Raw genomic sequence first — 20,162 nt, 5'->3', positions numbered from 1 at the left:
CCTGTTTCAAAAAGAATTAAATATGCATTTCTGTATATTTAAACTACAAATTAGGAGAATTGTAGAATGAATGAAAAAGATTTACGTGTTATTAAAACAAAACGCGCACTCTCTCAAAGTTTATATGAATTATTAGAAAAACAACCATTTTCAACCATTTCAGTTAACCAAATATGTAATGAAGCGTTAGTGCACCGTACAACATTTTATAAACATTTTTATGACAAATACGATTTACTTATTTATTTAACAACTGATTTAACACAAGATTATTTTTCTACAGATTTGAAAGAACGAATCAATAATCCTTTTACGATTTTAAACAAATCGATAACTGATATAGAAGAATTCAGTAAAATTAAAAGTAAGCAAGAAGACGATAAAGAATTTGAACGTACGCTTGAGAATCATTTTATTCGCGTATTGCAAAATGATATTAAAAAGAATGAACACCGGATATCAGTAGATAAAATTGTCCCGATAGATTTAGTTTTTTATGTTTACGGCACTACCCTTTACGCATTTATGGAATGGATTCGCGAACATGATATCAAACTACCTTCAGAAGAAATTGATAAACTATTTCATAAAATGATTAATATACAAGTTAATGACATATAAAAAATAGAGCAAGATAGCAATGCTATCTTGCTCTATTTTACATTATGCCTTAAAACATTTCTGAAACAACTTTTTGTTCTAAGAAATTTAATAAGTAGTCTGGACTACCTGTTTTAGCATCAGTACCTGACATTTTGAAACCACCAAAAGGATGGTAGCCAACAACGGCTGCAGTACAGCCACGGTTAAGATATAAGTTCCCAACATCATATGCTTTCACAGCTTCAATCCAATTTTCACGATTATTAGTAATAACCGCCCCTGTTAAACCATAATCTGTATCATTTGCTATTTCTAGTAATTCATTAAAGTCTTTACCTTTCACAAAGCCAACAACTGGACCAAATATTTCTTCTTGCATGATTTGATCACTTGATTTAAGCCCAGAGAAAATAGTAGGTTCAACAAAGTAACCTGTAGCACCATCAGTGCCTCCACCTTGTTCTAATTTGCCTTCTTTTTTACCAATTTCGATATAATTTTTAATCTTATCAAATTGTTTTTGGTTAATAACCGGACCCATATATGTGTTATTTTCTGTATTACCTAATGTTAATGATTTTGTTAGTTTAACTGCTTTCTCTAACACTTCATCATATACATCTTTATGAACGATAGCGCGTGAACAAGCAGAACATTTTTGGCCAGAGAATCCAAAAGCTGATGTCACAATAGATTCTGCTGCTAAATCTGTATCTATATCTTTATCAACAACGATTGCGTCTTTACCACCCATTTCAGTGATGACACGTTTTAAAAATTGTTGTCCTTCTTGTACTTTTGCAGCTCTTTCAAAAATTCGTGTACCTGTGGCACGTGAACCTGTAAAGGTAACAAAATGCGTATGCACGCTGTCTACGAGATAATCGCCAATTTCTTTTGGATCACCTGGCACAAAGTTTACCACGCCTTTAGGTAAGCCAGCTTCTTCTAATACCTCCATTAATTTATAAGCTGTTAATGGTGTATCTTCAGCTGGTTTTAAAAGCACTGTATTCCCTGCAACCACTGGTGCTAATGTCGTACCAGCCATAATTGCGAACGGGAAGTTCCATGGTGGGATTGTAACACCAGTGCCGATAGGTTTATAAAAATATTGATTGTGTTCCCCTTCTCTATCTAAAACTGGTTTTCCATCTGCGAGTTCCATCATTGACCGAGCATAGTATTCAATAAAATCAATACCTTCAGTTGCATCGCCGACCGCTTCGTCCCATGGTTTGCCAGCTTCATACACCATCACTGCTGAAATTTCTTCTTTACGACGTCTAATAATAGCCGCAACTTTAATTAAAAACTCAGCACGCTCTCTATGCGTCCAACGCTTCCATGATTTATAAGCTTCGTCAGCAGCTTCAAATGCTTTGTCCACTTCTTTTGTTGTCGCTTTTGATACTTCTGCAATGACTTCAGAAGTGTTTGCAGGATTGATAGATTGGAATGTATCTTTAGTGAATATTTTCTCCCCGTTAATTACTAAGGGAAGTTTTTGATTTAATTCACCTTTCACTTTCTTTAAAGCTTCTTTGAATGATTCGACATTGTCATTGTTTGTAAAGTCAATGCCCGGTTCATTTTTATAATTAACAACCATTTTTCTACCCCCATGTTAAGTTTGTAAATAGAAAACTAAAATGGAAACTTTCCATTCTTGATTTCATTGTATAGGTATCACACAACAAATGCAATCGCTTACAATAACTTTTATAGAAATATATTGTATTTTGTCACTGTAGCCAATATGCTTTAATAATGGGTTTAATATGAAAAGTACGCGTTCTTATTTCATGGGTGAAACGTCCTTTTTCTTCATATACAAACTACCTTATTCCCTGTCAGAATGATTTATTATAATAACTGTATTTAAAAAACACTTTCGTTTAATTTCAGTCCAGCAACATGGTTGTAACGAAAGTGTTTTCAACTTATTTCCAAAATATGTCTATGACTAAACTAACTACTTCATAACTTATTTACTTATAATAGGATCATGTAGAAAGTATAATTCACCTATTTCTTATGTATTTTTTTGGATTTACTCTTTTTATTTGGCTGTCTAACTAATAATATAATTCCAGCGATAAGCCATAATAATGCCGTGAGCAGATTTAAAGTAAATACAGTTACAATAGCTAGTAATACAAGTATAACGCCAACTGTTTTAGGTAACTTATTAATTAACAATACAAATATGAGTGCTAGAATTGTCGTTATAATAACAGTCCCTAAAGCGATGATAAATAACTGACTTATGTTATCTAGCAATTGCGAAGTCTCTGTTTGCGTTAAGTTGTCACGGATTATATCTTGGTTTTCGACCGAACGCATCAACGAACTTTTATAACTCTCATCATTTAAAAATGGCGCTGCAATGGCCATTAAAAAAATAACTACAAACTGTATGAGAATACCTAACCAAGCCAATACTTTTTCCACAGTTCGCTTCATATTTAACCTCCTTAAAAACATCTATTTTCATAGGTTGTATACCCAACACTATACAAATTATTCACGTTGGCCTACCCTATAGTATAATATTTAAAATATATTTACAAAATTTTAAGCGAATACAGTTATGATGTTAGGGTAATTGCTTAATATAAATAAAAACAAAGGGATGATTTAATACTATTATGAATGACAAGAATGCATACGACAGAAAGAAAAAACATCGGAATCTTGTTTATATGATATCCGTAGCAATCATTGTCATAATTACTGTAATCGCAGGAAGTTTTCCTACGGTTTTCGGAACACATGCACAACAAGTTTACGATTATATAGCGAATCATTTTGGTTGGCTGTTCTTAGTAATTATTTTTATTTTAGATATCTTTTTAATTGCTTTAGCTGTTTCACGCTATGGTCGTTTTAAATTGGGTAATGATAATGAAGCTCCAGAATTTTCAATGATGTCTTGGATTGGCATGCTTTTTTCAGCTGGTTTAGGCGTCGGCATTGTTTTTTGGGGAGTAGCCGAACCATTAACACATTATTTACATTCACCATTTCCTGGTAAAACACCTGATGAATCTGCAGAATCTGCCCGTGTTGCTATGGGTTATACTTTCTTCCACTGGGGAATTTCACAGTGGTCTATATTTGCGATTGCTGGTTTAACAGTGGCCTATTTTCAATTTCGAAAAAAACGTAATGGCCTTATTTCAACTGCAATGGAACCCGTATTTGGTGAATCTTATAAACGCCCATACAGAAACGTGATAGATATATTAGCCATCATAGCTACTGTTATGGGGATAGCTACATCAATTGGTCTAGGTATTATGCAAATTAGTGGTGGGCTCCATCATGTCTTTAATGTACCGAATAATAATATAACAAAAATATCCATTACTATTTTAATGGTCGCTATCTTTTTGACCTCAGCTGTTACAGGCCTCAATAGAGGGGTTAAGTGGTTAAGCAATGTCAACATCGGTTTAGGCGCAATATTACTTATCTTTATATTTATATTCGGAGATTTTAAATTCATTTTAGAATCGTATACATTAGCGGTCGGTGATTACTTACGTCATTTCGTTGAATATAGTTTAAGAATTAGTCCGTATACAGGAGATAATGGCTGGATACAACAATGGACTGTCTTTTATTGGGCTTGGGTTATCTCTTGGTCTCCATTTATAGGCGGATTTGTAGCTCGTGTCTCACGTGGTAGAACTATCAGAGAATTCGTCATTGGTGTATTAATTATCCCCCCTTTAATTTCTTTTACATGGATTGCAGGCTTTGGGGGCACAGCAGTTAAAATTGCATTAACTAGTAACGATAACATCGCAAATATTGTTGATAAAGACTATACCGTTGCTCTGTTTGAATTGCTATCTAAATTTCCTATTGCTGATATAACTAGTGCTTTAGCGATTGCACTTATTTTTATATTTATCATTACAAGCGCTGACTCTACTACCCATATCGTTGCTGGTATGGCTACTGGTGGTATTGCAAATCCTAAAATTAAGCATAAAATTGTTTGGGGTATATTGATTGGTGCCATATCAGTCGCTATGACAATTGCAGGCGGTCTAACAAGTTTACAAACAGCCTCTGTGGTTACTGGTTTACCTTTCTCACTTATTCTGTTGCTTATGATTTTCTCCCTAATGCGTGCCTTACGAAGAGAACCAACAGAACATTTTAAAATGACTTATATCGATGATGATAAGGATTACTCTATACCATTAGAAGAACGTGAACGTAAAAACCCAACCCATAATGATCATCATTCAGTAGAACAAGCAAACGTTAAAGATGATAAACCTAATCACAAAAACGAGAGTAATCACTCAAAAAATAAAGACGATTAAATTAACAACGCATTTAAAAATTATTGATAATACACGATGGCAAAAATAAATTGAGCCATTATCAGTGATATGATTAATAAAGTTCTGCTCGACCTTATAACTCAATATTGTGATTGTAGAAGTGAAAACAAAATTAGTTTCTCTTCTATAATCATTTTTTGAATTCGCACAATATTCAGAAGTATTTATACAACTTATCGTTTAATTTTTGCTAAAATATATCTATATCCAAATGAATGGGAGGCACACTTGATGAATTTACAAACAGAACATCCAAGTACATTAAGGAAATTGATAAGTGAAGGTACACTCACAGGTCATACAAGTGGCATGGCTAAAGGTTATATTCAAGCAAATGTAGTCATATTACCATCTGCTTACGTGTATGACTTTTTAAAATTTTGTTTTAGGAACCCTAAAACATGCCCACTTTTAGACGTATCTGAAAAAGGATCTACGCATTTTCCTTTTTATGGTAAAAACGCTAATATAACTAGCGAAGTTGCTCAATATAGAGTATATCGTTATGGAGAATTAGTAGAATCCCCGGTCAATATTAAACATTTATTTAATGACGATATGGTAAGCTTCTTGATTGGTTGTAGTTTCACCTTTGAACATGCCTTATTAGAAGCTGGGCTTCCAATCCGTCACATTGAAGAAGAACATAATGTACCGATGTATGTGACAAACATTCCAGCAGCGCCAAGCGGCCAATTTTCAGGAAATATCACCGTAAGTATGAGACCGATGACCATGCAACAAGCCATAAAAGCAACTGAAATTACGACACATTTCAAAAATGTTCATGGCACACCTATTCATATCGGTGACCCATCAGAAATTGGCATTGAAAACATCACTCAACCTGACTTTGGAGAACCTGTTACGATTAAAGAAAATGAGGTCCCTGTATTTTGGGGATGTGGTGTAACACCACAATCTGTTGCTCTAGACGCTAAGCCCGAATTAATGGTTACACATGCACCTGGACACATGTTTATCACTGATGTACCAGATAGCCAATTAAGTGATTAAACCTATATACAAAGTTAATTAATTATTATAAAAAACGCGGGCATATAGATGTCACAAAACCCATTTGGCTCTATATGCTCGCGCTCCTATTTTTCTATAATCATTTGTTTTTTATAAAATGCACTTCATGTATCCATTTTACGTCAGTCATAAGTAATTTTAAAAATCTTGATGACATGCTTTGATTTTGACTATACTTAATTTTAACGTGCTTCAATATCCTCTTTTGTAACAATTGGATAATTCTTAAACCAAACGGAACATGCATAACCTACAATTAACCCTATAATACCTACAATTACACCATAGATAATTATTTTCATCGGATCATTGAACCCAAACATAACAAGGAAACCTGCAAGTGGCGTTGCCGTTCCGGTAGCATCATTGATCATGCCAGATGAAGCAATAACTGCCCCTGCTAAAGCACCTCCAATAAAGTTTGCTGTGTATACTGGGACTGGATTCGCAGAAACGACATCGGCTTGTGATAATGGCTCAATACAAACTGCAATCCTAGATTTACGATCTCCAAGTTTTAATTTATTAAACATCGTACCGTTAATAAAGGACGATGAAAATGAAACCATTGCCGCAATAGCCATTGGCATGCCTGTTAATCCTAATAATGCAGTTAACGCCATCGAACTTAAAGGCGCTGTGCCGACCACTGTAATTACGCCACCTAGTATGAGACCCATAATAATTGGATTAATCTCTGTAGAACTTTGAATAATATCACCAATCTTCAGTAATGAATTGTTAACTAATGGTGTAATCACTGTTGCGACCAATCTTGCCAACGGAGCAATAATTAAAATACCCACAATTAAATCTACGCCATCTGGTACTTTATCTTCTGCAAATTTCATTAAATAACCAATTGCATAACCTGCGACAAATCCCGGTATTAAATCTAAACCGCCACAAGCTGCTGCAATCACTAAAGCATAGACTGGTGAAACACCTATAGCCAAGGCAACTAAACCAGCTGCTGCGACGCCACCTAGACCTCCAGCTGCATCACCGAGATCACCTAAAAATTGAATCCCAAACAAATCGCCACCAACATACTTATGGAAAGCTTCAACTAAAAATGTGGCTATCGCTGCATTCGCTAACGCCCCCATGGCACGCATACCGTTAGGAGCACGATATGTAAATAATGTAAATAATACTAAGACTATTATTAAAAACAAGGTCCCTATTAAAATGTCCATGAATAATTCTCCTCTTCCTTTGAACTACTGATACGTTAAATTTGTGGAAATTAATAGTTCAACCCATTTCAAATAAGGCTATCAAATCTATTTATAACAAGTACATACAAAAATATTATAACTCACAAAAATCTAACCTTACCAATTTCCATATCTATATATTCTAACATAAATTTTTATTATATTCCGAACAATTTTATTATATTTAATTTAAGCTCCGCGGAACATTTTTTAAAATAGATTTAATTTATTTTAAAATTTTACACAATTTTTCGTTCTTTCTTTTTTATTAACTAAAACGCTTTTCATCCCACTCTCTCTAATTTCAATATAGTTAAACAGTCCGAGACATCTATTTATGCCCCGGACTGTCCTCACTACCATCCTAATCAAGTGATATATTTTTCATTATTTAACTTAAGGTATATAGCAATTTTATTCATTATCAATCGTCTTAATTGGCTTAGCTGGAGAACCCACTGCTAATACATTACTTGGGATATCTTTAGTTACTGTACTTCCAGCACCTATCACTGCGCCATTACCAATCGTCACTCCCGGCAAAACAATCACATTTGCTCCTATCCAAACATTGTCTCCGATATGTATAGGCAAGGCCTGTTCTAAACCAATATTTCTATCTTGATAATTTAATGGGTGTATTGCTGTATAAAAGCCACATTTAGGCCCAATAAAAACATGGTCACCGATAAAGATTTTACCACCATCCATAAAATAACAATCATGATTAATAAATACGTGTTTTCCTAAAAATGTATTATAGCCATAATCAGTATAAAATGGGCTCAGTAATTCTAAATGATTAGGTTCATCATTTAATAATTCTTTCAAAATAGCATGACGTTTTTCTTTATTACTTGGTTTCGTTTGGTTCAATTCAAAACATAAATCGTTCGCTTTGCTTCTTTCTTTCTCTAAATCCTCATCATAATTAGCATCATACCATTCACCTGCTAGCATTTTGTCTTTTTCAGTCATAATAGCGCCTCCAAACATGAGTTATATTTCTAGTATTCTTACTATATCTATCTCACTAATACACCGTCAACACACTCACCTCATAGCACTAAGCAAGATAACTAAGCCATTGATACATTAATGTACCAGCATAATTGCCAATCACGTAACCTAACGTTCCAATAATTAAGATTGGTCCCACTAAACTAGTCCATCCCTTACCTATAGCTAAGGCCGCAGCAGTAGTTGGTCCACCAGCTGTTGCATTGCTCGCTAGCAAAATCTCTTCTACATTAAATTTCAATAATTTTCCCAACATTAAACTTAAACCTAAATTAAAAATTAAAATGATAATTACAAAGATAAAAAGCAATGGCGCTGTTTTGATAATCGTTACAAATGAAGCAGGTGTCCCGATGACTACAAAGAAAATATAAATGAGGAATGTGCCAATTTCAGATGCACCAGCTAATTTTTCAAAGAAATCGCCCCATATAGCAACTACCACCAATGTTAAAGTAGTAAGTAACAGATAAAAATCGCCAAAAAATGATACTAGTATTACCAACCACACATTGCTTTGCGGGACCACATGTTGAATAAATTCTGAAAACTTAAAACTAACAGCAACGATTGCAATGGCTATAGCTAAAGAAAATGCAATATCTAACAATTGGATTTTTTTAGGTTGCCAAAATGCTTGTTGAGATCCTGAAGTATCTTTACCGCCATATTGTGTATTAAAATGTTTTTTAATATATGGTATGGATGGTATGGCGATTAATAATAAAAAATATAGTGCCATAACACTATTATCTGCTACGACAGTAGATGATATCATATCACTCGGCGCCTCTAATTTAGAGCTTAAAGCAGCAAAATTCACGCCACCACCTATATAGCTGCCTGTCATCATTGCGCCTAGTTTAGATAAATATGGCACCGAATGGTTCAGAATGATAAATGCTACGGTAGTTCCAATCATAGTGCCTACAGAAGCAATTAAAAAAATAAATAATAACCGACGACTTTCTTTCCAAATCTTTAAAATATTAGAACTAAAAAGTAACAATGGTATCGATAGAGGTACAACATAATCCCACACTGTATCGTAAACTGGAGAACTTGTTGGAATTACTTTAAAATTAGAAAGTAACATCGCACCGACTAACGCTATAATGGCTCCCGATATAGTACTTGCCCACTGATAACGTTGCTCTAAAAACAAACTCACTGTAGCCCACACAATGATAATTGCCCACAACACCCAAATATCATCTTTGGCTACGATTGTACCAAGTTCCATAAAATCACTCCCTTTTATATTTCTAATCTGTTCACTTATTCTAACAATAATTATAATACTTGTTTCAATTTTCTGAAAAATAAATTGTCATAGCTTTTCTGAATTGGTATTCTTACTATTGCAAGGGTACAAACAAGGGGGAAATTTCTATGAAACAAAAGATTGGTTTGATACTAGGACCATTGCTCTTTTTAATTTTTTACTTTGTCCCAAGTATTACAGATTTAGACGATGCGCCTAGAGCTGTGCTTGCTGTAACACTTTTTGTCGCAACATGGTGGATTACAGAAGCTATTCCAATACCAGCTACATCATTAATCCCACTTATCTTACTACCTTTAAGTGGAGGTACAAATGAAACGGTAGCTGCAAGCGCATATGCTGACCCAATTGTTTTTATGTATATGGGTGGTTTTATTATTGCATTAGCGATTGAAAAATGGAATTTACATAAACGTATTGCAATGACCATTATTGCTATGATGGGTTCTAACAGTAATCGTATTATTTTAGGAACGATGATTGCAACAGCATTTATCTCGATGTGGATTTCAAATGCTGCAACGGCTTTAATGATGTTACCTATTGCATTAGCCTTAATCCAAGAAATTAAAGATGCACAATTTTTAAAACCCGAGTCAGCACATAAATTTGGTAAGGCACTGTTGCTTACAGTAGCCTATTCTGCTTCAATTGGTGGCTTAGCTACTTTGATTGGTTCAGTTCCAAACGCAGTATTCGCAGCCATCGCATCGTCAAGTCTAGACAGAACAGTTTCATTTGGGCAATGGATGGTTTTCGCCTTGCCATTGACGATTATTTTACTTTTTATATTATATTTTTTAGTGACAAAATGGCTATTTAAAATTGAAGATGCAGACAAAATATCTTCTGATTTCGCTAGGAAATCTTTACATGATTTAGGACCAATGCGCTTAGAAGAAAAATTAACTGGCATTGTATTTTTATTTGTGAGTGTATTATGGATTGGAGGCGGCTTGCTTCCTACTTCTCTACATTTATCTGATACAGTGATTGCAATGACAGGCGCAGTACTATTGTTCTTAATTCCAGCCAAAACACATAAGGGCGGCTTACTCGTTTGGGATGATATGAACAAACTGCCCTGGGGTATATTACTATTATTTGGAGGCGGCCTTTCATTAGCAGCTGCATTCGAAGATTCTGGACTGACCAAGTGGTTCGGTGGTATGTTAGGTATTGTAAAACCACTGCCATTAATTTTAATTGTTATCGTGCTTACTACTGGTATCTTATTCCTCACAGAAGTAATGTCCAACACTGCAGTTTCAAATATGTTAATGCCAATTAGTATTGGGTTCGCTGCAGCTATTAGTCAAGATCCATTTATTATTATGGGGATTGTTGCAGTTTCATCAACTTGCGCTTTTATGTTGCCAATTTCAACACCGCCCAACGCAGCCGTGTTTAGTTCAGATGAGTTAGAAATGAAAGATATGGTAAAAGCAGGGTTTATCCTCAATATATTTACAATTATTGTCATATCATTCTTTGCTTACTTCTGGTTGCCGATTGCTTTCGGTCTCTAACTACCATTTAAGATATACTATAAAATGGACTACTTTGATTGATATATACTACTAAGGTACGATGATTTATAAATACTATAGACGTATGTCATCAATTAAAATTTCTATTATAATATATATATAATCATCAAAAGGAGTCATTTATTATGAAAACAATAATTAAAGGCGCCATAGCTATCTTAATTATACTAGGTGCGATAAAAACGTTCCAAGAACATGACGTCGCAGCAGAAACAAAGCATTATTACCAACAATTTAAAGATGGTGAAATACTGCAAAATATCGAAAATGTTAACTTTGACTCATTTAAAAATATAAGTGTAGATGATTTCATCCCTGCTGATTTCTTTTAACACAAAAGCGATTCATTTATATAAATATGTTTCTTAATATTAAATATATTACTATCTTTATATAATATAAAGGCAATTAACCAATACTTTTTCAGAGAGCAAAACATGATTTATATCTACTACTCTAAAAGTGAGCGTTGAGATAATAACGCTATAAAAGATTTGTGTAAGTTTACTTATATGCCGCCTATATCATATTTAAGAGGCTCGGGTGAATCCCACAGTTCAGCCCCAAAAAGATATCTTAAGTTAGAAATCTTTTTGGGGTTCATTTTATACCAATACTTCGTATCATTTTGCTCCCTTACTTTAGGTACGTCTTGAGTCCGTAGCCTCGAGATGTATGATCTTTCTATAGGTGTGTCGCCATCAATGCTATGTTGTAGATTACACGCCATAGATAAATTTAATAGAATTCCTTTAATCATATACAGTTTATTTCTTAAAGTTAAAACTAAAAAATATAATATTAATTTTTTCAATACGCAAAACTGGATTTAAGAAAATAGTAGTTCAATGAGCTACAAAATTTCACAAAACCAAAGAAAACGTCAACTTCTATATTTGTTCAATAGAAATTGGCGTTTGTTTTTAGTCAGAAGTGTTGAAGCCTCGCCCGCTTTTTTATTAAGAAGTAGTATAGTCACCACCATTAACATGAATCACTTGACCTGTAATATAAGAACTATCTGCATAAGATGCTAAAAACACATAAGATGGCGCAAGTTCTGCTGGTTGGCCACGTCTGCCCATTGGTGTATCTTCACCTTGATGTGCTACTTTTTCTTCTGAGAATGTAGCTGGAATCAGCGGTGTGTATATCGGACCTGGCGCAACTGCATTCACACGTATGCCTTGCTCCATAAGCGTAGTAGCTAAAGATCGTGTAAAAGCTACTATGGCGCCTTTTGTAGCTGAATAATCTATAAGATGCGCTGAACCTCTATATGCTGTGACACTTGTGGTATTAATAATAGCATCTCCGTCTTTTAAATGTGGCACTGCCGCTTGTGATAAAAACATCATACCAAAAATATTCGTTTCAAATGTTTCTTTAACTTGTTCTGGAGTGATTTCTTGGAAGTTATCTTGAGGAAATTGAACGCCACCGTTATTTACTAGGATATTCAAACCCCCAAAATCATTTACAACTTTATTAATGAGTTCTTTAGATGCTTCTACTTCCTTTAGATCATGTGCATATGCTTTTGCTGATACACCTATTGATTTCAAATTATCAACTACATTTTGTGCATCCTCATGTTCGTCGTAATAACCTATAGCAACATTTGCGCCTTCTCTCGCAAACAAAATAGCGACAGAACGACCAATACCAGAGTCACCACCTGTAATTAAAGCAACTTTACCAACTAATTTACCGCCACTTTTATAATTTTCCATTTCTGTTAGCGGCTGTGGTTCCATATCTTTTTGAATGCCAGGTTGTCTATTTTGAGTATAGCCTTTAATTTGTTTATGAAATTCTATTAAATTCATCGCATTACCTCCATATTTTATTACTCCCATCATTTAACAGTTCCCATGAATTATCTCAAACAAACATAAGAGATAGTAGCAGATACCACCCTTATGCTAAAAATGGTTGCTAATAAGCTAAATGTCACTACTTTAAAATAGAAGTAAGTTAACAATATAAAGTCGTAACCTAGATTTGAATATGGCTGTTAGCAATAGCCATATTCAAATACAAATGTACGAACGCCATGTTTTCAATCCCATTTATATTCAACAAAAAATGGAGCGAATCTTATTAAAAAATGATACGCTCCATCAGCTTTCGAATTTCACTATTTCTTATGATGAAATTGGTTCCAATTTTATATTGAGTGTTTCACAATTCGACTTGAATGAATAAAGGACATTATCGCAAATATACAATAAATGACTGAATATATAACCATTACAACATAAACTGGCGTCATATTAGCAGTATTATATAATCCCATAAATGCCTTTGCCGCAAAATACGCATGCAATAAGGAAACAACCAATGGCAATCCAAAATTAAAGATAATTTTGAGTCCGAGTCCTTTTAACATATCTTGATGCGTGTAACCAATTTTTCTTAAAATACGAAAATTGGGTATTTCATCCTCTGTTTCATCCATTTGCTTAATATAAATAATACACCCAGCTGCTACTAAAAATGCTAAACCTAAAAATGAAGTTACAAATAACAGAATACCGATACTTTCATTTAATTGTTGTTTTACCATTTCTTTTGGTTGTATGTTTGAATCAATAGATTGGGCAATTTTGGTCGCTTTAGTCAAATCTGATTGATGTTTCACATCATAACCATACTGTTGTTTTGTATCTTCGCCGTAGTGTTTAAGCGCATCATATTTCTCTGGACTAACTAACAATACAGGTCCACCATAGCTTACTTGAGCCATAAATTCAGTTTCTTCACTATCATCAATAACTTCAAATGTTTCTTTACCATGACCTTTTAACTGAATATCTTTATTTAGTTCATATTTTACAACACCGCTTCCAGCTGCTAAATTAATTAATTTGGCTTTATTACCAGATATTGCTTTATCATTAAAATATTCATTACTTGTTATAGATATGTCACGGATACTACTCATGCTGGTCTTTTGAAATACTTGATCTTCCAGTACTTCAGAACGTGTTATTTCCTTATAATCTTTCTTAACGTCAATATTGGATTGTTGTAATTTATGTTCAAATTGCGCTGACTTTTTACTATCGGTAAAATTTAAATCATGCGGCGCTGTCAATGCTACATTTTCATCTATAGTTGATTTACTAATAGCACCAAAACATAAAACCGTTACAGTAACTGCGGAAATTGTCGCAATAATCGTCAGTGACAATGCGTTTTTTTTCATTCTATGCATAATAGAAGAAGTGAATACAACATCTGTTATAGAAACATTTCCTTTTTTTGAACGCTTCAACGTCTTAAAAATAAGCGATACTGAGCTACGGAAAAATAGATATGCCCCTACAACCGTTAAAAACAAAATGATAAACGGTGTAAATACTAATAGATCCATAAATTTACCAAACATTTCCGTAGACATGTAATATCCAAAACCTATCATTACTATCCCGAGCACACCTGAAATGACTTCAAACACTGTAATTTTAGACTTTGTCATTTCTGTTTGCGCGCTATCATTCATCATCGTCAAAATGCTACGTTTACGTAAAAAAATAAAACTTTGTATTAATATTAATACAAACGATATTGCGATGAGCATCAATGTCTGCATAACAGCTGCAAATTCAAACGTTAGCGACACGCTTGTATCAAGGCTCAGCACTTTAAGCACGATCATCAACAGTAATTTCGAACCAAATATACCTATAATCATACCTATGATGCCAGTGCATATTAGCATGATTGCTTGTTCAATTAGAAGCATACGCATAATATTTCTTCTTGTTAAACCAATTAATTGATATAAAGCAAATTCTCTCGTTCTACGTTTAATAAATAGTTGGTTAGCATACATTAAAAATATGACAATAATAAAGAATAAAAATACTGCACCAATTTCTGAACCTTTTTGAATGGTTTTTAGCGAATCACCATTATTAATACTTTCTGTATATTTTAATGTTACAAAACTAAAATATAGAACAATGCTTACAATTAATGAAAATAAGTACATGGCGTAATGTCTTATATTTTGTCTTAAATTTTTTATGACGATTTGATTAAAACTCATTTGTTACACCACCTAAGGCAGTTTGCATATGAATAATATTTTTATAAAACGCTTGGTTGCTATCTTCTCCTTGATAAATTTCGGAATGAATATCACCATCTTTTAACATAATGACACGATTGGAATAGCTCGCTGCTACAGGATCATGTGTCACCATAACAATTGTGGCATTGATACTTTCATTTAAATCTTCTAGACGATTTAATAAATCTTGTGCACTTTTAGAATCTAATGCGCCTGTAGGTTCATCTGCAAATATAATGGCTGGTTTATGTACTGAAGCGCGTGCCGCTGCAGTACGTTGCTGTTGCCCTCCAGATATTTCAGTGGGATATTTATGACCTAATTCGCTAATACCTAATGCTTTCGTTACTTCATCATAATTCTGTTCTTTTTCTTGTTTAGATAGCTTTTGAATGGATAATGGAAGCATAATGTTTTCTTTAACTGTTAATGTATTCAGTACACTATAGTTTTGAAAAATAAAACCTATCTCTCGTTTACGAAAATCTGCTAATGCTTTATTACTCATTTTATTCATTTCATGGCCATTAATTTCTACAGTACCACTTGTAATATAATCAATAGAGCTAATAACATTCAGTAATGTCGTTTTCCCTGACCCAGATGGTCCCATAATTGTTACGAATTCACCTTTTTCGATTGTGAAATCTATCCCTTTTAGTACTTCTTGTTTTCTATGTTTGTTTCCATAATTTTTAGTTAATCCTTCTACTTTTAAAATGGACATGTTTGACACTCCTTTAATTACTGAACTTTTATTTATATTGCTATCATAACGTATCGACTTTATACTTTCGTTTGATTGTGCTAACAAATATAGCTTTTCAAATGACAAAACTGTCACATTTTATTTAGCAATAAATTATATTTTTAAAAAATTTTTAGTATAAAGTGCTATAAACTTTTACTATGCTATGTGCTATACTATTACAATTGACTTTTAATAAAGGAGCACAGATTATGTTAAATAAATTAAAAAGAGAATGGCTCACTGCTCCAGGAACAAATATATTAGCAGGTATCGTTGTAGCACTTGCGTTAATTCCTGAAGCAATTTCATTCTCTATTATTGCAGGTGTAGATCCGATGGTCGGTCTATACGCATCGTTTATCATCGCTGTCGTCATTTCATTCGTTGGCGGCAGACCCGCAATGATATCAGCTGCTACTGGCGCTGTTGCTTTAGTAATTGTGCCATTAGTCCGAGATCATGGCGTCCAATATTTACTGGCTGCCACCATTTTAATGGGTGTAATTCAAATTATCTTTGGTTTGTTAAAGGTAGGCAGATTAATGAAATTCATTCCAAATTCTGTGATGATTGGGTTTGTGAACGCATTAGCTATAATGATATTTATGACACAACTTAAACATATCTTTGGTATTTCATTACCCACATACTTATTTGTAATTATCACGCTATTAATTATTTATTTATTGCCACGTGTTTTCAATCGTATACCTGCACCCTTGATTGCTATTGTCTTACTAACTATTACATATTTAGTTACTGGTGCAGATGTTAAAACGGTTGGAGATTTAGGGGAAATTAAAAAAAGCTTACCGCAATTGTTAATCCCTGACGTACCATTTAATATGGAGACTTTTAAAATTATATTTCCTTATTCTATATCAATGGCAATTGTAGGTCTTGTAGAAAGTTTATTAACTTCACGTATCGTCGATCAAGCGACTGATAGTTATAGTAACAAAAATCAAGAAGCTCGTGGACAAGGTATAGCAAACTTTATTACAGGCTTTTTCGGTGCAATGGGTGGTTGTGCTATGATTGGTCAGTCGGTTATTAATGTGCGTTCTGGTGCAACCACACGACTTTCCACATTCACAGCAGGTGTGTTTTTAATCATCTTGATTATGGTCTTTGGTGATTGGGTTGTCCAAATTCCAATGCCAATTCTAGCTGGTATCATGGTGATGGTCTCTGTAGGTACATTTAATTGGGGTTCATTTAAATTTATACAAAAAGCCCCGCGTTCTGATGCATTTGTGATGATTTTAACAGTGGTTATCGTTTTATTTACAAGTAATTTAGCGCTCGGCGTCATTGTAGGTGTTATCGTCAGTGCATTATGTTTTGCTACAAAGATATCAAATGTCTCTGTTCAATATGAAGCCCGTGATCATCACATCTATTATAAAATTGAAGGACAAATTTTCTTTGTGTCTATCGACTCCTTAATGAACCAATTAGATTTAGAATTACGAGATAAAACGATTTATCTCGATTTTAGCCAAGCGCATTTATGGGACGATTCAGCTGTCAATGCAGTAGATACTTTAATAGAAAATTATAAAAAGAAAAATAATATTATCTATGTACAGCACCTTAATAAAGATAGTCGTAAAATCGTTTCCGAACTCAGCAAGGTCAATCAACAACATCTAATATAAGCTTGGTTTAAATCCTAAGCTAGCATCGTTTGTTATATACATTCTGGTGTTAGCTTATTTTATTTTGAACAAACACGTTGACTTTTATACCTATAGGGGGTATATTAAATTTAACAAATGGCTTAGATTTAATCATGCTATATATATTTATCGTAAAAGGAGGTAATCACTGTAATGGATAATAAGAAAAAAACGACATTAGGTATAACGGGTATGACTTGTACTGGGTGTGCAAATCGTATCGAAAAGAATTTAAATAAAATGGATGGCGTAGAAGCAAACGTCAATGTGACAACAGAAAAAGCAACCGTTGCATATAATACTGATACTACTTCCATAGAATCATTAACTCAAAAAATCAAAGACACTGGTTACGATGTAGTAACAGAAAAGACTGAATTGGATGTTATTGGTATGACTTGTGCTGCATGTTCAAATAGGATTGAGAAAGTACTCAATCGAACTGATGGTGTTGAACAAGCTAATGTCAATCTGACAACTGAAAATGCAACAATTGCTTATAACCCTGAAGCGACTTCTATTGATGATCTCATCAAAAAAATACAAAATATCGGCTACGATGCACAACCTAAAAAAGAAGCTTCAGCCAAACATTCACAAAAAGAACAAGAATTAAAAGGAAAACGGAATAAATTAATTATTTCAGCTATTCTCTCCCTACCTTTACTGTTAACAATGTTTGTCCACTTATTCGGACTACCATTACCAGGGCTTTTAATGAATCCATGGTTTCAATTCATATTAGCTACGCCTGTTCAATTTATCATTGGTTGGCAATTCTACGTAGGCGCTTATAAAAACCTGAGAAATGGGTCAGCTAATATGGATGTATTAGTTGCATTAGGTACTAGCGCTGCATTCTTTTACAGTATTTACGAAATGGCAAAATGGTTAGCTACTTCAAACTATACGCCACATTTATATTTTGAAACTAGTGCAGTATTAATAACACTTATCTTATTTGGTAAATATTTAGAAAGCCGTGCTAAAACGCAAACCACGAATGCTTTAAGTGAGTTATTAAGTTTACAAGCTAAGGAAGCTCGTGTAATCAGAAACGGCGAGGAACGTATGGTCCCTTTAAGTGAAGTTATTGTTGGAGATCATATACAAGTTAAACCAGGAGAAAAAATTCCAGTTGATGGACAAATTATCAAAGGCATGACTGCGATTGATGAATCTATGTTAACTGGCGAATCTATACCGATTGAAAAAACATTAAATGACAATGTGATAGGCTCAACTATGAATAAAAATGGTTCTATTACAATAGAAGCAACTAAAGTAGGCAAAGATACAGCGCTATCTTCAATTATCAAAGTAGTAGAAGAAGCACAAGGTTCAAAAGCGCCTATTCAACGTTTAGCTGATATTATCTCTGGTTATTTTGTACCTATTGTTGTCGGTATCGCTATTCTCACGTTTATTATTTGGATTGCTTTTGTACAATCTGGTCAATTTGAACCTGCACTTGTAGCCGCAATTGCTGTATTAGTTATAGCTTGTCCGTGTGCCTTAGGGCTTGCAACACCTACTTCAATTATGGTTGGTACTGGTAAAGCTGCTGAAAATGGTATTTTATTTAAAGGCGGCGAACATATAGAGCGTACACATCAAATAGATACAGTTGTCCTAGATAAAACCGGCACCATCACAAACGGTAAACCAATTGTGACTGACTTTGACGGTGACGATGAAACGTTACAACTATTAGCAAGTGCTGAAAAAGATTCAGAACATCCATTAGCTGAAGCAATTGTTAATTATGCAAATAATAAAGATGTTAATCTATTAGATGCCGAATCTTTTGAAGCTATACCTGGCCACGGTGTCAAAGCAACAATCAATAAAAAAGATATATTGATTGGAACACGTAAATTAATGACAGATTATCACATTGATGTAACAATGTCTGAAGATAACTTAATGAATTATGAATACGAAGGCAAAACTGCTATGTTAATTTCAATCAATCAAACATTGCGAGGTGTTGTAGCTGTAGCTGACACGGTCAAAGATTCTGCCAATGAAGCGATAAAACAATTACATGAATTAGGTATTTCAGTTACGATGCTTACAGGCGATAATGAACGAACAGCGCAAGCCATCGCTAAACAAGTTGGGATTGATTCAGTTATTTCTGAAGTATTGCCTGAACAAAAAGCTTCAAAAATTACATCACTTCAAGATGAAAATAAGGTTGTTGCAATGGTTGGTGATGGGGTTAACGATGCTCCAGCCCTAGTTCAAGCTGATATAGGCATTGCTATTGGTACTGGTACTGAAGTAGCTATAGAAGCAGCGGATGTTACAATATTAGGCGGAGAGTTACTATTAATACCGAAAGCAATCAAAGCGAGTAAATCAACTATAAGTAACATTAGACAAAATTTATTTTGGGCTTTCGGTTATAACGTCGCAGGTATTCCTATTGCAGCTTTAGGTTTACTTGCACCATGGGTAGCTGGTGCCGCTATGGCTTTAAGTTCAGTGAGCGTTGTAACAAATTCACTCAGATTAAAACGAATGAGATTATAATCAAACTTTGTGATAATAACTATATAATAC

Annotated in this window: 15 protein-coding genes; 7 read left to right on the top strand and 8 right to left on the bottom strand. The window is 34.0% G+C overall.

All coding sequences use genetic code 11. The features are described from left to right. Positions 1–66: 66 nt before the first annotated feature. Positions 67–621 (top strand): TetR/AcrR family transcriptional regulator, encoded by a 555-nt coding sequence (locus BJG89_RS02390; RefSeq protein ID WP_096808370.1) that lies wholly within the window; start codon positions 67–69, stop codon positions 619–621. Between the two features lie 49 nt (positions 622–670). Here BJG89_RS02390 and pruA read toward each other — a convergent pair whose 3' ends face one another. Both pruA and BJG89_RS02380 read right to left on the bottom strand, forming a co-directional pair. Continuing rightward, entirely contained in the window at positions 671–2,215 is a 1,545-nt protein-coding gene (gene pruA / locus BJG89_RS02385) for an L-glutamate gamma-semialdehyde dehydrogenase (RefSeq protein WP_096808369.1), read from the bottom strand. Between the two features lie 416 nt (positions 2,216–2,631). Then, the gene (locus tag BJG89_RS02380; protein ID WP_096808368.1) at positions 2,632–3,069 is read right to left on the bottom strand and encodes a DUF4064 domain-containing protein; all 438 of its coding nucleotides are present in this window, start codon (positions 3,067–3,069) and stop codon (positions 2,632–2,634) included. 185 nt (positions 3,070–3,254) lie between these two features. On the opposite strand from BJG89_RS02380, the gene BJG89_RS02375 reads away from it, so the two are divergent. Both BJG89_RS02375 and BJG89_RS02370 read left to right on the top strand, forming a co-directional pair. Beyond that, positions 3,255–4,946 (top strand): BCCT family transporter, encoded by a 1,692-nt coding sequence (locus BJG89_RS02375; protein ID WP_096808367.1) that lies wholly within the window; start codon positions 3,255–3,257, stop codon positions 4,944–4,946. A 252-nt stretch (positions 4,947–5,198) separates the two neighbouring features. Next, positions 5,199–5,984: a putative hydro-lyase gene (locus BJG89_RS02370; RefSeq protein WP_096808366.1), complete on the top strand. Its 786-nt coding sequence runs from the start codon at positions 5,199–5,201 to the stop codon at positions 5,982–5,984. A 203-nt stretch (positions 5,985–6,187) separates the two neighbouring features. Here the strand turns inward: BJG89_RS02370 and BJG89_RS02365 are convergent, their stop codons facing one another. The 3 genes from BJG89_RS02365 to BJG89_RS02355 all read right to left on the bottom strand — a co-directional run bounded on the left by BJG89_RS02365 (position 6,188) and on the right by BJG89_RS02355 (position 9,488). Then, on the bottom strand, positions 6,188–7,204 hold the full coding sequence (locus BJG89_RS02365) for a PTS sugar transporter subunit IIC (RefSeq protein WP_096808365.1): 1,017 nt from the start codon (positions 7,202–7,204) through the stop codon (positions 6,188–6,190). A gap of 435 nt (positions 7,205–7,639) precedes the next feature. Further along, the gene (locus BJG89_RS02360; protein WP_096808364.1) at positions 7,640–8,203 is read right to left on the bottom strand and encodes a sugar O-acetyltransferase; all 564 of its coding nucleotides are present in this window, start codon (positions 8,201–8,203) and stop codon (positions 7,640–7,642) included. 88 nt (positions 8,204–8,291) lie between these two features. Continuing rightward, complete coding sequence (locus tag BJG89_RS02355; RefSeq protein ID WP_096808363.1) at positions 8,292–9,488, bottom strand: DUF819 family protein; 1,197 nt, start codon at positions 9,486–9,488, stop codon at positions 8,292–8,294. A 149-nt stretch (positions 9,489–9,637) separates the two neighbouring features. Here BJG89_RS02355 and BJG89_RS02350 point away from each other — a divergent pair, with 149 nt between their 5' ends. Next, positions 9,638–11,059 carry an SLC13 family permease gene (locus tag BJG89_RS02350; protein WP_096808362.1) on the top strand — a complete coding sequence of 474 codons (1,422 nt, stop codon included), beginning with the start codon at positions 9,638–9,640 and terminating at the stop codon, positions 11,057–11,059. Positions 11,060–11,205: 146 nt separating this feature from the next. Next, on the top strand, positions 11,206–11,412 hold the full coding sequence (locus BJG89_RS02345; RefSeq protein ID WP_096808361.1) for a hypothetical protein: 207 nt from the start codon (positions 11,206–11,208) through the stop codon (positions 11,410–11,412). Between the two features lie 627 nt (positions 11,413–12,039). Here BJG89_RS02345 and BJG89_RS02335 read toward each other — a convergent pair. From BJG89_RS02335 to BJG89_RS02325, 3 genes are all read right to left on the bottom strand, one after another. After that, positions 12,040–12,909 (bottom strand): SDR family oxidoreductase, encoded by an 870-nt coding sequence (locus BJG89_RS02335; RefSeq protein WP_096808359.1) that lies wholly within the window; start codon positions 12,907–12,909, stop codon positions 12,040–12,042. A gap of 341 nt (positions 12,910–13,250) precedes the next feature. Next, a complete protein-coding gene (locus BJG89_RS02330) occupies positions 13,251–15,137 on the bottom strand; it encodes an ABC transporter permease (RefSeq protein ID WP_096808358.1) in 1,887 nt (628 codons plus the stop codon). Then, complete coding sequence (locus tag BJG89_RS02325) at positions 15,127–15,888, bottom strand: ABC transporter ATP-binding protein (RefSeq protein WP_096808357.1); 762 nt, start codon at positions 15,886–15,888, stop codon at positions 15,127–15,129. Before BJG89_RS02325 ends, BJG89_RS02330 begins: the two co-directional genes overlap by 11 nt. Positions 15,889–16,121: 233 nt before the next feature. On the opposite strand from BJG89_RS02325, the gene BJG89_RS02320 reads away from it, so the two are divergent. Next, positions 16,122–17,573: a SulP family inorganic anion transporter gene (locus BJG89_RS02320; protein ID WP_096808356.1), complete on the top strand. Its 1,452-nt coding sequence runs from the start codon at positions 16,122–16,124 to the stop codon at positions 17,571–17,573. A 174-nt stretch (positions 17,574–17,747) separates the two neighbouring features. Next, the gene (locus BJG89_RS02315) at positions 17,748–20,132 is read left to right on the top strand and encodes a heavy metal translocating P-type ATPase (RefSeq protein WP_096808355.1); all 2,385 of its coding nucleotides are present in this window, start codon (positions 17,748–17,750) and stop codon (positions 20,130–20,132) included. Positions 20,133–20,162: the final 30 nt, after the last annotated feature.

The sequence above is a fragment of the Staphylococcus nepalensis genome (assembly GCF_002442935.1).
GTDB classification, from domain to species: domain Bacteria; phylum Bacillota; class Bacilli; order Staphylococcales; family Staphylococcaceae; genus Staphylococcus; species Staphylococcus nepalensis.
This window is presented reverse-complemented; position numbering and strand designations above follow the sequence as displayed.

Excerpts from the sequence above, each read along its gene's own strand:
- BJG89_RS02390 (WP_096808370.1), top strand. The coding sequence starts at position 67 with ATGAATGAAAAAGATTTACGTGTTATTAAAACAAAACGCGCACTCTCT.
- pruA (WP_096808369.1), bottom strand. The coding sequence starts at position 2,215 with ATGGTTGTTAATTATAAAAATGAACCGGGCATTGACTTTACAAACAAT.
- BJG89_RS02380 (WP_096808368.1), bottom strand. The coding sequence starts at position 3,069 with ATGAAGCGAACTGTGGAAAAAGTATTGGCTTGGTTAGGTATTCTCATA.
- BJG89_RS02375 (WP_096808367.1), top strand. The coding sequence starts at position 3,255 with ATGAATGACAAGAATGCATACGACAGAAAGAAAAAACATCGGAATCTT.
- BJG89_RS02370 (WP_096808366.1), top strand. The coding sequence starts at position 5,199 with ATGAATTTACAAACAGAACATCCAAGTACATTAAGGAAATTGATAAGT.
- BJG89_RS02365 (WP_096808365.1), bottom strand. The coding sequence starts at position 7,204 with ATGGACATTTTAATAGGGACCTTGTTTTTAATAATAGTCTTAGTATTA.
- BJG89_RS02360 (WP_096808364.1), bottom strand. The coding sequence starts at position 8,203 with ATGACTGAAAAAGACAAAATGCTAGCAGGTGAATGGTATGATGCTAAT.
- BJG89_RS02355 (WP_096808363.1), bottom strand. The coding sequence starts at position 9,488 with ATGGAACTTGGTACAATCGTAGCCAAAGATGATATTTGGGTGTTGTGG.
- BJG89_RS02350 (WP_096808362.1), top strand. The coding sequence starts at position 9,638 with ATGAAACAAAAGATTGGTTTGATACTAGGACCATTGCTCTTTTTAATT.
- BJG89_RS02345 (WP_096808361.1), top strand. The coding sequence starts at position 11,206 with ATGAAAACAATAATTAAAGGCGCCATAGCTATCTTAATTATACTAGGT.
- BJG89_RS02335 (WP_096808359.1), bottom strand. The coding sequence starts at position 12,909 with ATGAATTTAATAGAATTTCATAAACAAATTAAAGGCTATACTCAAAAT.
- BJG89_RS02330 (WP_096808358.1), bottom strand. The coding sequence starts at position 15,137 with ATGAGTTTTAATCAAATCGTCATAAAAAATTTAAGACAAAATATAAGA.
- BJG89_RS02325 (WP_096808357.1), bottom strand. The coding sequence starts at position 15,888 with ATGTCCATTTTAAAAGTAGAAGGATTAACTAAAAATTATGGAAACAAA.
- BJG89_RS02320 (WP_096808356.1), top strand. The coding sequence starts at position 16,122 with ATGTTAAATAAATTAAAAAGAGAATGGCTCACTGCTCCAGGAACAAAT.
- BJG89_RS02315 (WP_096808355.1), top strand. The coding sequence starts at position 17,748 with ATGGATAATAAGAAAAAAACGACATTAGGTATAACGGGTATGACTTGT.